Here is a 12,405-nt window from a genome sequence, read left to right as displayed (position 1 = left end):
TTTGGCAGCGCAGTTAAGCCCGGCGCCGCTCTTGGTTTTGCATCGAGACTTGATCGTTGAGGGTCCAGAAATCGACCAAGATACCGATGAGGAAAAAGCCGAAGGTGCATAGGTACAAAATACCGGTGAGCCATTTCCCCATGTACATTCGGTGTAGGCCAAACACACCAAGGAACGTCAGCAGTAGCCAGGCGACGGTATAGTCGATCTCTCCGCCCTGGAAGCGCAGGTCTGCTTCTCTGTCCATGGAAGGGATCAGGAACAGGTCAATTAGCCACCCGATGCCTAACAGCCCCAGCGTGAAAAACCAGATAGTGCCGGTAACCGGCTTGCCGTAGTAAAAGCGGTGGGCACCGGTAAAACCGAAAATCCACAATAGATATCCGATCAGTTTGCTGTGAGTATCTTGCATATATGATCCCGTCTATATAAAAATTATTAACACTTTGAAGTTATTAAGGTTAAACCTTAGCCCAGTCTAGCATGACAAGACAGAATTTCATGGATACTAAATATTAGTAACAATTTGCTTATGTGGTTTGGTTGACATTCAGTTGAAGCGGTTTACGATGCAACGTTCAATATAAGGCAAAGGTAATTCATTCAAATGAAACGCATCTTCACAATATTTGCCCTGATCTTAACGGTCGCGTTTATCGCGCCAGAGGTTGAGGCAAAGAGATTTGGTGGCGGTAAATCATTTGGCAAAAGCTTTAAAACTGCGCCAGTGAAAAAGCAGCAACCGCAACAAACGGACAACTTGAGACAGCAGCAGCAACCTGGTGCTAATCAAGCAGCAAACTCAAGCAGGAAAGGACTGATGGGCGGCCTGATGGGCGGACTATTAGCGGGTGGATTGCTTGCAGCCTTCTTTGGCGGTGCGTTTGAAGGTATCCAGTTTATGGATATTTTGATTATGGGCTTGATTGCCTATGTTATCCTCAAATTATTCAAAACTATGCGCAGCGCGAAATCGACCCCAATGGGTCACCGCGAAGCGTATTCTGGTAACTCCCCGCGTCAGCCGCAGCAACCGAACCAGTTCCGCCAGCAGGCGAATCAGGGTGGTCAAGGTGGCATGGCACAGGATGAGTACGTATCAACCGATAGCGATGTACCATTCAATCTGCCTCCGGGCTTTAATATGAATGCATTCCTAAACGGTTCTCGCGAGCACTACCGTGTTCTCCAGGGTGCGTGGAACCATAATGAGCTAGACACAATCCGTGAGTATGTCAGCCCAGCATTGCTTGATGACTTGATTGCCGAACGTGCCAAGCTTGACGGCGAACAGCATACCGAAGTGATGTACGTTGATGCCGAGTTGGTGCGTGCTGACTACGATGCGAATATCGCGCAGTTGAGCATTAAGTTCTCTGGCCGTTACAAAGACCGACAGGACGGTGTTGAAGAGGATATTACTGATATCTGGCACCTTGAGCGTGATTTGCGTGCACCAAATGCACCTTGGTTGATTGTAGGTATCCAAGCATAACGGTTAAATGCAAAATTGAATAAGCCGCCCCTCCGGGCGGTTTTTTTATAGCAAAAATATGATCTTGCTCGCTTTCGCGATGTCACTGAATTGATCTCAACACCTACAAATATTCTGCCAAGCCGCTAGTATTATTGTTAGGTTAATTCAGTAAGAGAGAGAAGCATGCCGTACAATGCCGATTTAGTTCATGAGATGAATTTGCTAGTTAAATTCCCAATGCACAGTGATTTGGAGGGGATAAAAGTACGCAGTGATGCCATGCCTGAGCTGGTGCAAGCTGCACAGCGGTTGTATGCGAAAGGGTTGGTTACACAGGAAGATGGCGGTTACCTTACGCATTCTGGTCACCAGGCCGTTGAGCACGCCAAGTCTGTTTTGCGTATCTTAACCGGCAAGGTTGCGGTTTAGGTCAGAGTTTCCAATTCGGTAATATTATCCAATGCCTGCTTGTTACTGCTTCCACACAGTGACGGGCAGGCTTTAAATTGATGACAGACGGCAGGACGCTCTGGCTTACCGAAAATCTTACACAGGTTGTTATCATTGAGTTGAATGCAGCGAACGCCCGCGGGTTTACCTTTTGGCATACCGGGGATCGGCGAAGAAATACTTGGTGCAATACAGCACGCTCCACAGCCTAATCGACATTCCATCACTAACCACTCATCTACACTAATTAAAACGGTTGCGAACGTTACCACTCTCTCCGCTAGGGATCAAAAAAATGTAGCTTTATCGGCTATGGATAGGAGTGATTCTTATTACACGATGATATTGGTGCTAAAGGGGCGGAAGTACTTGCACTTTGTGGGTGTGAAAGCTATAAAACCGCCTCAATGATAGGCCTTGGCCCGTCGCAAGGTGAGAGCAACAGAAGGCAGAGTGATGACGCACTATTGGCAAGAGAAAGATTTAAAGGAAATGACCGACCAGGAGTGGGAAGCGCTCTGTGACGGCTGCGGTAAATGCTGCCTGCACAAACTGATCGATGATGATACCGATGAAATCTACTACACCAATGTTGCCTGTAGCTTGCTGGACAACAAGACCTGTTCTTGTAAAGACTACTCAAACCGCTTTGAATCCGGTGAAGAGTGCCTTAAGCTGACCCGCGACCGCATCGACGAGTTTGTCTGGCTACCGGAAACGTGTGCCTACCGTTTGCTGGCTGAAGGCAAAGCACTGCCTGAATGGCACCCATTGCTCACTGGCTCAAAAGATGCCATGCATGCCGCGAATGAGTCGGTACGTGATAGCGTGGTGTATGAGATTGATGTTATCGATTGGGAGGACCACATACAAAACCATCCTAATCGCTAACCTCAACGCTAATTTACCTTCCCTCTTTTATTGCGAATGATGCTCTGAGGGGAGGTGATGAGTCGGTGTAACCCCTCCTTCCTAGACTAAAAGCGTTCTAAGTCACATAACTACACACCTTCTTATATATTTTCTTTACCATCAAACTCTTGAAAAAATTGTCTGCATATGGATACTTACTCGAAATGATGATGTAGGGTAAGTGCAATGAGTGCTCTGAGGCGGGCATACAAGCCAAGAATTCCAATGCCAAGCCACCAGTGCTCAATGGTCAATCGGGAGACACTGCCGCGGGAGTGTGGGGTGTACGCCATTTCGCAGGGGTTCGAGTGCCTGCTGGTGGGGAGTGCGACTGATGTGGGGAAAGCATTGCAATCTCTGCATAAGGTGGGTGATGTCCAGATCACCCATGGTTGCACAGCACAATTCTGGCGTTGTCGGGAAGAAAACAGGCAAGCGATGGAGTTGTCGTTTATCTATTCGATGGATCCCAAGTTCAATATCCACCTGCCGGATGACTTCGTGAGAATTATGACGGACTACCTCAAGCCGGAATCGAGCTTGGCGGTAGAAGATATCGAACGTTTCTTCCAGCATTTTCAAGCCAACCGGGCGTACAAAGTGCATGAGCAGGAAGAGCGCCATCGTAAAACAGAAGTGACCCGACTTGCTTACTTGGCCGCGTTTAGTGAGCTGACTGATGATGAGTTGGATACGGTCCAAGACGCATTGGATCAGATCCGGCGTGAGCGCCGAGCGTAAAAAAAGCCAGCACATAGTTATGTCGCTGGCTTTTTTGTCTCTGGGTGCTGATTGAAATCAAGCAGCCAAACTGGCGTAGCTGCGCTGGAGAATATCAATAATAGGGGCCGCTTTGTTGTGCTTGCGGATATCGGCAAACAGCTCTTTGGCCTGCGGGTATTCATGGCGCAGGTAGGCAAACCACTGTTTGATACGGTTCGGGTAATACAGCCCTTTGTCCCCTTTGATTTCATAGGTCGAGTACTTCAGCAAAAGTTGAAGTACCGCCTCCCACTCCATGTGCTCTTCATTGTGTTTGATCACATTGCCAAGGTTTGGCAGGTTAATCGCACCGCGGCACACCATCAGGGCATCACTGCCAGTGGTCTCCATGCAGCGCTGGCCATCCTGGTAATTCCAGACCTCGCCATTGGCAATGATTGGTGTGGTGATTTTTTCTTTTAGCTGGTGGATGTAATCCCACTTAATGGTCTCTGCCTTGTAGCCATCGGTTTTGGTACGGGCATGGACTGCTATCTCATCGGCACCAGCTTGGGCTACGGCATCGGCAATTTCAAAGCAATGGTTAGGATCATCCCAGCCCAAACGGACTTTGGCCGTAACAGGAAAGCGGGGATCAGTGGCGGCACGTACCGCTTTGACAATGTCGTACATCAAGTCTGGGTCTTGGAGCAGCACTGCACCGCCACGGCTTTTATTTACCGACTTGGCCGGGCAGCCGAAGTTGATATCAATACCGGGAGAGCCAAGCGAAACGGCGCGGTGGGCGTTTTCGGCCAGCCAGTTTGGGTCTTGCCCCAAAAGCTGGACGCGAACCGGCGTACCCGAAACGGTTTTTCCGCCTTGGTGTAACTCGGGGCACAAGCGGTAGAACACACTGTTTGGCAAGAGCTGATCAACCACACGGATAAACTCCGTGACGCACAGATCATAATCATTGATGTCTGTCAGCATTTCCCGCATCAGATGATCAAGAACACCTTCCATCGGGCCTAGAATTACTCGCATGTGATTTCTCTTTTGTGCCAATGTGCAAAAGTATAGGCGAGGGCTGATCCGGTTTGTCAGCGCAGAGCCTGTTGGGAGCGAGATTCTAGTGGGTAATGACCGGCTTGTCCAATTCCAGAATATGACTCAACTTGAGGCAAGCATCCGACCCGAGAGGGTAAATACTTTCGGTAGTTCGTGCCTTTGGGCTTCTTGGGCAAGCGCTAACATTTTCTGGGCAACTTGTTCTGCTGGGATAGGGTCAAGATTAGCGAGAGGGCCAACAGCCAGCGGGTGCAAGGCATCGAAGATCCCTTGAACTAGCAGCTCGTCTTTTCTTGGTTTGCTGCGATCTCCCCTGAGTGGGCCAGGACGGACAAAGATGCAATGTTCAAAGCCCATTTTTACCAGTGCTTGCTCCATTTTCCCTTTGCAGCGCAGGTAGTGAGAGGGGGACCAAGGGCTGGCAAGTAGGCTGGATATCACCACGATATGCCTGACGCCCAGCATCTTCATGGTTTTTGCCACGTCTTTGACCAGCTGGAAATCCACCGCTTCCAGGGCTTTTTTGGTCCCTGCCTGCTTTTTGGTGGTACCTAGACAGATAAAACCCACGGTGGGAGTCGGGGAGGTATCTTCCCATTCGGTGATACGTAATTCGGGATGGATGATCTGACGTAGCTTGCTGCCATGCAGGGGCAGTTCACGCCGGGAAAGGGCGTAAACCGTCATTATTTCCGGTTGCTTGAGAAGAAGATGTAAAAGCTCATCACCGACCAACCCACTGCCGCCAGCGATGATTGCACTGCTACCTGTCATTTATTTCCACCATCCTGATGATAACTCCTTCTTTTTGCCACCAATTGCTGCAAAGTTCAACAGGTTTGTTTTTTTGTCAGCATTTTCCTGTTCTGGCGCAAAAAGCGATATGGACAAGTCAACTTTGAATCCTGCAACTTGCCGTGACTTGGGTATATAATCAGCCCACGAAACAGACAACGAGAACCGATCATGACAGAACTAATGACATTACCTGAAGCTTGGGAAGGAATGCCGGCAACCTTTATAGAAGGTGCCTTGCTGGCAGCCAATGCTAACCCAAAACCGCTAGCGCCAGAAACTTGGCTACCAGTACTGCTTACAGGTGGTGTTGACGAAGATGAGCCGGTTGCGCTGGGCCAAGACGACAAAATGGCGGTGTTGAACCATTTTGAACTGCAGTATCGCCATATCAAGGCTGGTGAGTACGTATTGCCATCAGAGTTGAACTTCGAAGAGGTGGGTGAACTGACTGAAGCCATGCAGCAATTTGCCGAAGGTTTCTTGTCCGTGTGGCCGCATATTGAGCCAAACTGGGCTGAGCAGCCACTAACCGACGGCACAATGCGAATGCTATCGGCGTTGATCACCACAGTGATGCTGATGATGGACGAGCAAAACACGCAAGCCCAGATGCAAGAGGCCGGTGTCACTGGGATGCCAGCTCCTGCAGAGCTGTATGTTCAGTTGCCGTTGATGTTAACTGAAGTCGTTATGGCGGCGGATGATCTACAACAGGGGAATGCCGCTAAAGCAGTGAATCCTTATAAAGAGATCGGCCGAAACGACCCTTGTCTGTGTGGTAGTGGCAAGAAATTCAAACAGTGCTGTGGTAAATAACATAATGGCACCTGAGTCAAAGATTGATAAATCCGTCATTTTGGTGGTGGCTGGCGTGATAGAGAAGCAGGGGAAGTACCTGCTTACTCAGCGTCATGATCACGCCAGCCAAGGTGGGTTGTGGGAATTTCCTGGTGGTAAAGTGGAAGCCGGAGAAAGTGAGACACAAGCACTGGAGCGTGAATTACACGAAGAGTTGGCAATTGAAACGATGACTGGAGAGTTTCTTGCCGACAGTGTGTTTGACTACGGTGATAAAGTCGTTCACCTGAAAGGCTATTTGACCCATTGGGTATCCGGTGAGCTGGTACTCCATAGTCATCAGGATGTGGCATGGGTTGAGCGTGATGAAATTAATGACTTTACGCTCTGTCCGGCAGATTACCCCATCGTTGAGGTACTTCTATCACTGCCACTAGAGTGACAGCTTGCATATCACGGCCCACACCCCAAGCCCTAGCTTTTACTGGGGCTTTTTATTGAATCATCCATGGCGAAAATCGACTAAATATTCTCACCTACCCTAAAGAGTTAACTGCCTTTTATTGCAGTTTGAGTTTGTTCTTTGCTCATAGGGTGAATAAATGATTACCTTTTATGTTTTTATTACCTGATATATGTAGCTTAAATTAGGGGAATTGACTGAAGTGAGCTATCCCTTGGAAGCATGGTTTGTTTTTATCTATATACTCTATATTAATCAGATGTTTAAATCTTAACCTTGCTATCCTATATAGCGTGATTGTTACTTTGCTTTCTAACCAGTCTTCATTGGTATCTTTACTGTAACCTTCAAAACAATGATCAAAAAGCTTCTTAAAGTACTTAAATTACCCAGTAAATGTTGATTTTTGAGTGCCAGAGATGCTGCTGATACAAGTTGTGGCACGTCAGTGGTGCCAGTGTAGCGTATCGTGCCAAATATTGAGCCAAAATCAGTTGTAAACTTACAAACAATAACGATCTTTGGTGTGTAATTCTTTAAATTTACTGTTCTAATACGCACATCAACTGGCTGGAAGTTAATTATCTAGTTCATCTAGCTGCTCAGATTTGAATGTCTGGTTATATTTACTGTTTTTGAGGTTTTGTTATGTCTGTTAAAGGGCAATTTAACGTAAGAAGTGCTGCCGCCGATACTTTTGCGATGGTAATTTTTAGTTTTATTACAGGCATGATGATAGAAGTGTTCATTTCTGGAATGACATTCGAACAGTCACTTGCATCAAGAACTCTGTCTATTCCGGTAAATATTGCGATAGCTTGGCCATACGGTGTTTTCCGCGACATGATGATCAGACAAGGAATGAAACTGTCATCCGCTGGTTGGATGAAAGGGCTATCAGACATGTTGGCCTATGTGATGTTCCAGTCGCCGGTTTATGCATGTATCTTGTTGGTCGTTGGAGCCGACATCGATCAGATCATAACAGCGGTTACAAGTAATGCTTTTGTATCCGGTGCACTAGGCGTGGTTTATGGTCAATTCCTCGAAATGTGTCGCCGTATGTTCCGAGTTCCGGGCTACTACCAGCAAGCGTAAAAGACAAAAAACAGCAATTTATATTTGCCCCTGAAGGTTTATGCCTTCAGGGGTTTTTTGCATTTATGTCTACAATGTCTGTAAATACCCCCTTGCTCACCATCTAAGTACGCATAAAAGCGCTCGGTTAAGCATTGAGCAAGCTATTTCTGTTTGTAAAAACATATCTCTGTTTGTAAAAACATATCTCTGTTTGTAAAAACATATCTCTGTTTGTGATGATTATTAAAGGATTTAAAGTTGATTTACATCAATGAAATGGTTGTCGTTATATCGAGTTGTTATGCACTTGTTGCCTTGATTTTGGGGGGTGGATTTTTTATTCCGAGTTAAATCAATTATTTATCCATGTTGTGCTGTTTTGTGTTAATGGTTTGTTTTCTTTCCATGTGTGAGATCTTTGATTTCATAAATGATTGGGCGTGAGCGGAAGTGATCAGTTCAGGATAAATTCAGTTACAGCCATAGGCATATTATTCATTAATTTATTGGCATAGTTACCTCAGTCAGTTCTGCAAGCAAAACAATAAAAAGTGGGGAAGTAAAATGATTGAGGTACATTGGTCGCTAGCAGCAATGTTAGGCGTTAGTCAGTTTGTCTTATGGTTGAAAATTGGCCTTTTCGGTCGCTTCTTTTCTTGGGTAGACCGCTGTTGCCAAGGCGTTGCGAGTAACATGATTCGTGTTCTCTACGTGCGGATGCGTCCGGCAAGCAAAGCGGCCGTAGCTCCTTCTGAGTTACCCTATATTCTGCGAGGCAAGCCCGCCTCGATGCATTTGGGTAGTTATATTCAAATGCAAAATGAACGCGCTGCAGGGCGAAGCAAGAATTAAAAAAAGCCCCGAAAGGGGCTTTTTTGATATTGGTGCAATCAAACCTACGATGTCGTCGTACGGCGACGCTTCATCTGTATTTCAAGCTGCGGGTTGGCTATTTGGATACCATGCAGGTTGAACTTCTCTTTGATTCGGTTGTGTAAGTCATGCGTCAAACTCAGGCGGTGCGACGTTTCTGCTGCATAGGCTCTGACCTCGAAGTTCTGGCTATCAGCGGTTAGGGTCAGGAAAAAGACTTCAGGAGCAGGATTGTCTAATACGAGATCGCACTCTTCTGTGGCTTCGAACAATAGCTTGGTGACCAGATCGGTATTGGCTGAGTAATTCACACTGATTGACAGGGTGACTCGGGTGATTGGATCTGACAGTGACCAGTTGACGAACTGCTCAGTAACAAATGCCTTGTTTGGCACGATCACTTCTTTACGGTCAAAGTCGACAATCGTTGTGGCGCGGGTATTGATCTTGGCAATGATCCCAGTCAGGTTGCGGATTGTGATGGTATCCCCGATCCGAATCGGCCGTTCGAATAAGATAATTAGGCCAGAAATAAAGTTGGCGAAGATTTCCTGAAGGCCAAAGCCCAAGCCGACACCGAGTGCAGCGACAAGCCATTGCATTTTGGACCAGTCAAATCCCACCAACCCCGAACTAATCAGGATCCCCATGATGATCGCGATATAACGTGTTAAAGAGGTAATGGCATAGCCCGTCCCCGGAGATAGTTCCAGGTGCTGGAGGATCAATAACTCCATTGCACCGGGCAGGTCGCGGGCAACGATAGCCGTCAGCCAAACAGCAATAAGCCCCAGCAATACGCTACTGACCGAAATGGCGCTGATCTCATTGATACCATCAATCTTGTTGGTCACGTCCCATAGTGTCACCTCACCAAGGTAGGATATTGCCTGATAGAAGTCGGCCCATACTGTAGAGAGGCAGGCTAAATAAATCAGTAGCAACAGCGAGCGTAACAAGCGAAGTGACTGGGCACTGATTTTATCTAAATCGACTTCCGGCTCTTCGATTTCAATTTGCATTTCGTTACTACCGAAATGCTCTTCTTTATCCTCTTCCACCTCTGCGATCCGCTGAGCGATGATTTCCTGACGTTTGGCTTTGGCGCGCTCAAAAGCCAGTCGTCGTTTTTGGATCAGCATCAGCCGCTTGACGAGGTAGTAAATCAAGATGGTGATCACCCCAATGACCGCCGAGAACTCCAGTTTGTGCATTACATCTTGCGATGAGGAAAGATAGCCTTTAAGCGCCGTGTAATTCAGTCCTTGTGGGACCAAGATCAGTGTCCACCAAAACAGGTGGTGGCCAATATGGGCTTTACCTTCCGGCAGGTTGCCGTAGGTCATCGGCAGCTTTTCCTTGCACATCCGCCACAAGAAATAACTGATCGAGATATTGCTGATGATAAATGCCAACCGACCCAAGGTGGCATTCACATCAATATCGCTGTAGAGGTGGGCAAATTGCTGGATCACCATCATCGGCAGATAGACCCATAGCAGTTGCTTGTAATGGGTAAAGCAGCGACCAATAAGGTCGTGCTCCCATTCGAAGTGGCTGACCAGCAAACCATTAGGGCGTACTAATTCACGTATGAAGCAGAACATGACAAGAGCCATCGGTAGTGTCAGGGCCTGGCCGAGGTGGTAGACAAACGGGTATTGCCAGCCACTGGAGAAAATCTGTCCCACTAAACCAACAATGATCGGGACCGGCCATGCCAGCAAAAACGAGAAGAAGACATTGTTATAGCTGTAGCGAAAACTATCTTGTGTGACCTTGCCGATTTTCTTACTGGTATAGGTAAGGTAGCGCTTCCAGGATTTGCGGCACCAGCTCAAGCCTAGGATGATGGCGGCAATAATGGTCAGTGCGAATGACAGTTTTACTTTGTCGACAACTACTGGAAACTTGATAAAGCCAACCCACTGATAAGGAGAAAAGAACCACTTGAGCTTTTCCCAGGTGACAATAACAAAGTTTATGTTGACCGGGTTGGTATCAGGCGCCCAGAACAACTGCTTGTTTGCCGAGGCATGCAAATCGTTGATATTACTGTTTAGCTGCTCGTAGGAGACTTTCAGTGTTGCTTGTTGATAGATCAGGGTATCGGTTTGGTCAATCAGCTTTTCGAGCAATATCTGATTGGCTTCAATGAGCGCGTGTTCTTGCAAGAGTTGCTCTTCATTCAAGTTGCCAGTACTTGGGGAAGAGTTGCTTTCTTTTAGAGAATCGGCCAGTTGCTGGTATTCGTATTTTTTTATTTGGTTTTGGGCGATATCTTTGTCCAGCTGCTCAATGGGCGGGTTGGCCGGTAAGCGGCTGATACGGGTACGTAAGTTTTCACTGAATGCGGGGCTGAGTTTGAGCCATTCCGCCATGGTTTCCAGATCGTCGGCAGTGCTTTCGACGTCGCGGATTTGTTGGCGGCTGGTGGTGAGACCTTGTTGGACCTGCTCGCTGAGTGATGAGATGCCCTTTAACGCCTCAATGTAACGTTTGTTGCTGATGGTCAACTGGCGAAGGCTATCAGGCTGGTTATCAAGGTCCAAATTAAACTGGCCGTTCTCCTCCGAGGTTATATCGGTATCAAGGCGTTGCTGGCGGGATAACTCACGTTGTAACGTATTTCGGTAAGCCAGCCGTGCATCGATTTCTAGATTTTGTAGCTGGATGTGTTGCTTGACTAGAGTGCGGCGGTTACCGGCACTGAGTTGCTCCGCTTCCAGCATGTACAGTTCACTGACATAATATTGATGGGATATTTGATGGACCAGTTGCTGGTTTGTGGTATTTGGCTGGTTTTCAATTTGCCTTAGCGCTTGTTCTTCTTGCTTGATCAAGTCACGCAGTTGGGTAGAGCGGCTAGAAAACTCATCAATCCCATTTTCAATCGACCCTAACTCGTTTTTGCTGCTGTTACGGTTTTGCTCTAGCTGCTTTATTTTAGCGTCTTGCTGTTTAATGGCATCTGCCAACTCTTTTTGCGACAGTTCCCTGAAGTCTGGAAATTTGGTGGTGGCAAAGTTATCGACTTGCTGTTTTAGTTTGTCACTCAGTGCCGGAAATTCTTCGATCAGTTGGCGGTAGCTTTGGGTTTTTTCATCAAAATCGACCGCGTTCTCAATCATCCCTTTAGCATTTTGTAGGGTATCAAGCTCTTTGACTATTTCTGGTGTGTTGTCTTGAGCACTGAGTTGTTTGATTTGCTCATCCAGCGTTTGGTTCCAAACGTCGTAATGCCCCTCTAGCGCATGGCTGAGGGGGGCTGCAAGGCTAAGCGTGAGGAAGACGAGAGCAGAAAATAGCCGGAAGATCATAACACTCCAAAAAGACAGAGACTCAAGCTTGAGTGAGATAGTTAAGTAAAATAGACTTGATAGATAATAGATTGATAATACGTGTTAAATTGTAGTGTATCTTGCGTATATAGCACATGCCATAGATATTTGGATTAGCGTTTTGCTGGACATTGGTACAATTTGATCCATTCCTCGCCACTTGAAAAAGAATTCGGTAAAAGCACTTGACCCTGAAACGCTAAGTGATTACATTAGCCGCCGTTGAGACGCAAGGCGTCAAAGCAACAATGTGGTGAGGTGTCCGAGTGGCTGAAGGAGCACGCCTGGAAAGTGTGTATACGGCAACGTATCGAGGGTTCGAATCCCTCCCTCACCGCCATCATCTTTTAAGGTGATACAATTCGGAGAGATGGCTGAGTGGTTGAAAGCACCGGTCTTGAAAACCGGCATACGTTTGTAGCGTATCTAGGGTTCAAATC

At 47.1% G+C, this 12,405-nt stretch carries 13 protein-coding genes and 1 tRNA gene; 9 read left to right on the top strand and 5 right to left on the bottom strand.

The window, feature by feature from the left end; all coding sequences use genetic code 11:
- Positions 1-13: 13 nt before the first annotated feature.
- Positions 14-412, bottom strand: coding sequence for an NINE protein (locus ACVA53_RS19210; RefSeq protein ID WP_255043436.1), 399 nt, complete (start codon positions 410-412; stop codon positions 14-16).
- Positions 413-607: 195 nt separating this feature from the next.
- On the opposite strand from ACVA53_RS19210, the gene ACVA53_RS19205 reads away from it, so the two are divergent.
- Together ACVA53_RS19205 and ACVA53_RS19200 are read left to right on the top strand one after the other, a co-directional pair.
- Positions 608-1,495 carry a Tim44 domain-containing protein gene (locus ACVA53_RS19205; protein WP_255043435.1) on the top strand — a complete coding sequence of 296 codons (888 nt, stop codon included), beginning with the start codon at positions 608-610 and terminating at the stop codon, positions 1,493-1,495.
- Between the two features lie 165 nt (positions 1,496-1,660).
- On the top strand, positions 1,661-1,906 hold the full coding sequence (locus tag ACVA53_RS19200) for a TIGR02647 family protein (protein WP_255043433.1): 246 nt from the start codon (positions 1,661-1,663) through the stop codon (positions 1,904-1,906).
- On the opposite strand, the gene ACVA53_RS19195 is transcribed toward ACVA53_RS19200, so the two are convergent.
- Positions 1,903-2,151, bottom strand: a complete 249-nt coding sequence (locus tag ACVA53_RS19195; RefSeq protein WP_446505984.1) for a YkgJ family cysteine cluster protein — start codon at positions 2,149-2,151, stop codon at positions 1,903-1,905. The two genes, ACVA53_RS19200 and ACVA53_RS19195, sit on opposite strands and share 4 nt — an antisense overlap.
- A 232-nt stretch (positions 2,152-2,383) precedes the next feature.
- Between ACVA53_RS19195 and ACVA53_RS19190 the strand changes: the two genes are divergently transcribed.
- Both ACVA53_RS19190 and ACVA53_RS19185 read left to right on the top strand, forming a co-directional pair.
- Complete coding sequence (locus ACVA53_RS19190) at positions 2,384-2,818, top strand: YcgN family cysteine cluster protein (protein ID WP_446505967.1); 435 nt, start codon at positions 2,384-2,386, stop codon at positions 2,816-2,818.
- A 207-nt stretch (positions 2,819-3,025) separates the two neighbouring features.
- The gene (locus ACVA53_RS19185) at positions 3,026-3,580 is read left to right on the top strand and encodes a hypothetical protein (protein WP_255044989.1); all 555 of its coding nucleotides are present in this window, start codon (positions 3,026-3,028) and stop codon (positions 3,578-3,580) included.
- A 57-nt stretch (positions 3,581-3,637) separates the two neighbouring features.
- On the opposite strand, the gene dusC is transcribed toward ACVA53_RS19185, so the two are convergent.
- Together dusC and ACVA53_RS19175 are read right to left on the bottom strand one after the other, a co-directional pair.
- Positions 3,638-4,588, bottom strand: coding sequence for a tRNA dihydrouridine(16) synthase DusC (gene dusC, locus ACVA53_RS19180; protein ID WP_255044990.1), 951 nt, complete (start codon positions 4,586-4,588; stop codon positions 3,638-3,640).
- 126 nt (positions 4,589-4,714) lie between these two features.
- Positions 4,715-5,386 carry an NAD(P)H-binding protein gene (locus ACVA53_RS19175; protein WP_255044991.1) on the bottom strand — a complete coding sequence of 224 codons (672 nt, stop codon included), beginning with the start codon at positions 5,384-5,386 and terminating at the stop codon, positions 4,715-4,717.
- Positions 5,387-5,578: 192 nt separating this feature from the next.
- Between ACVA53_RS19175 and ACVA53_RS19170 the strand changes: the two genes are divergently transcribed.
- From ACVA53_RS19170 to ACVA53_RS19155, 4 genes are all read left to right on the top strand, one after another.
- Positions 5,579-6,226, top strand: coding sequence for a YecA family protein (locus tag ACVA53_RS19170; RefSeq protein ID WP_446505966.1), 648 nt, complete (start codon positions 5,579-5,581; stop codon positions 6,224-6,226).
- A gap of 4 nt (positions 6,227-6,230) precedes the next feature.
- Positions 6,231-6,650, top strand: coding sequence for a (deoxy)nucleoside triphosphate pyrophosphohydrolase (locus ACVA53_RS19165; RefSeq protein ID WP_255044993.1), 420 nt, complete (start codon positions 6,231-6,233; stop codon positions 6,648-6,650).
- A 669-nt stretch (positions 6,651-7,319) separates the two neighbouring features.
- Positions 7,320-7,769, top strand: coding sequence for an L-alanine exporter AlaE (locus ACVA53_RS19160; protein WP_255044994.1), 450 nt, complete (start codon positions 7,320-7,322; stop codon positions 7,767-7,769).
- 546 nt (positions 7,770-8,315) lie between these two features.
- Positions 8,316-8,603, top strand: a complete 288-nt coding sequence (locus ACVA53_RS19155; RefSeq protein ID WP_255044995.1) for a hypothetical protein — start codon at positions 8,316-8,318, stop codon at positions 8,601-8,603.
- Positions 8,604-8,647: 44 nt separating this feature from the next.
- Here the strand turns inward: ACVA53_RS19155 and mscM are convergent, their stop codons facing one another.
- Positions 8,648-11,944: a miniconductance mechanosensitive channel MscM gene (gene mscM / locus ACVA53_RS19150; protein WP_446505965.1), complete on the bottom strand. Its 3,297-nt coding sequence runs from the start codon at positions 11,942-11,944 to the stop codon at positions 8,648-8,650.
- A gap of 273 nt (positions 11,945-12,217) precedes the next feature.
- Here mscM and ACVA53_RS19145 point away from each other — a divergent pair.
- Positions 12,218-12,305: transfer RNA gene (locus tag ACVA53_RS19145), tRNA-Ser, on the top strand.
- Positions 12,306-12,405: the final 100 nt, after the last annotated feature.

It is taken from the genome of Photobacterium sp. DNB23_23_1, assembly GCF_052873815.1.
The sequence above is the reverse complement of the archived record's forward strand: the minus strand, read 5'-3'. Positions and strand labels throughout refer to the sequence as shown.

What these genes read in the sequence shown, in the direction of transcription:
- ACVA53_RS19210 (WP_255043436.1), bottom strand. Translation starts at nt 412, where the DNA reads ATGCAAGATACTCACAGCAAACTGATCGGATATCTATTGTGGATTTTC.
- ACVA53_RS19205 (WP_255043435.1), top strand. Translation starts at nt 608, where the DNA reads ATGAAACGCATCTTCACAATATTTGCCCTGATCTTAACGGTCGCGTTT.
- ACVA53_RS19200 (WP_255043433.1), top strand. Translation starts at nt 1,661, where the DNA reads ATGCCGTACAATGCCGATTTAGTTCATGAGATGAATTTGCTAGTTAAA.
- ACVA53_RS19195 (WP_446505984.1), bottom strand. Translation starts at nt 2,151, where the DNA reads ATGGAATGTCGATTAGGCTGTGGAGCGTGCTGTATTGCACCAAGTATT.
- ACVA53_RS19190 (WP_446505967.1), top strand. Translation starts at nt 2,384, where the DNA reads ATGACGCACTATTGGCAAGAGAAAGATTTAAAGGAAATGACCGACCAG.
- ACVA53_RS19185 (WP_255044989.1), top strand. Translation starts at nt 3,026, where the DNA reads ATGAGTGCTCTGAGGCGGGCATACAAGCCAAGAATTCCAATGCCAAGC.
- dusC (WP_255044990.1), bottom strand. Translation starts at nt 4,588, where the DNA reads ATGCGAGTAATTCTAGGCCCGATGGAAGGTGTTCTTGATCATCTGATG.
- ACVA53_RS19175 (WP_255044991.1), bottom strand. Translation starts at nt 5,386, where the DNA reads ATGACAGGTAGCAGTGCAATCATCGCTGGCGGCAGTGGGTTGGTCGGT.
- ACVA53_RS19170 (WP_446505966.1), top strand. Translation starts at nt 5,579, where the DNA reads ATGACAGAACTAATGACATTACCTGAAGCTTGGGAAGGAATGCCGGCA.
- ACVA53_RS19165 (WP_255044993.1), top strand. Translation starts at nt 6,231, where the DNA reads ATGGCACCTGAGTCAAAGATTGATAAATCCGTCATTTTGGTGGTGGCT.
- ACVA53_RS19160 (WP_255044994.1), top strand. Translation starts at nt 7,320, where the DNA reads ATGTCTGTTAAAGGGCAATTTAACGTAAGAAGTGCTGCCGCCGATACT.
- ACVA53_RS19155 (WP_255044995.1), top strand. Translation starts at nt 8,316, where the DNA reads ATGATTGAGGTACATTGGTCGCTAGCAGCAATGTTAGGCGTTAGTCAG.
- mscM (WP_446505965.1), bottom strand. Translation starts at nt 11,944, where the DNA reads ATGATCTTCCGGCTATTTTCTGCTCTCGTCTTCCTCACGCTTAGCCTT.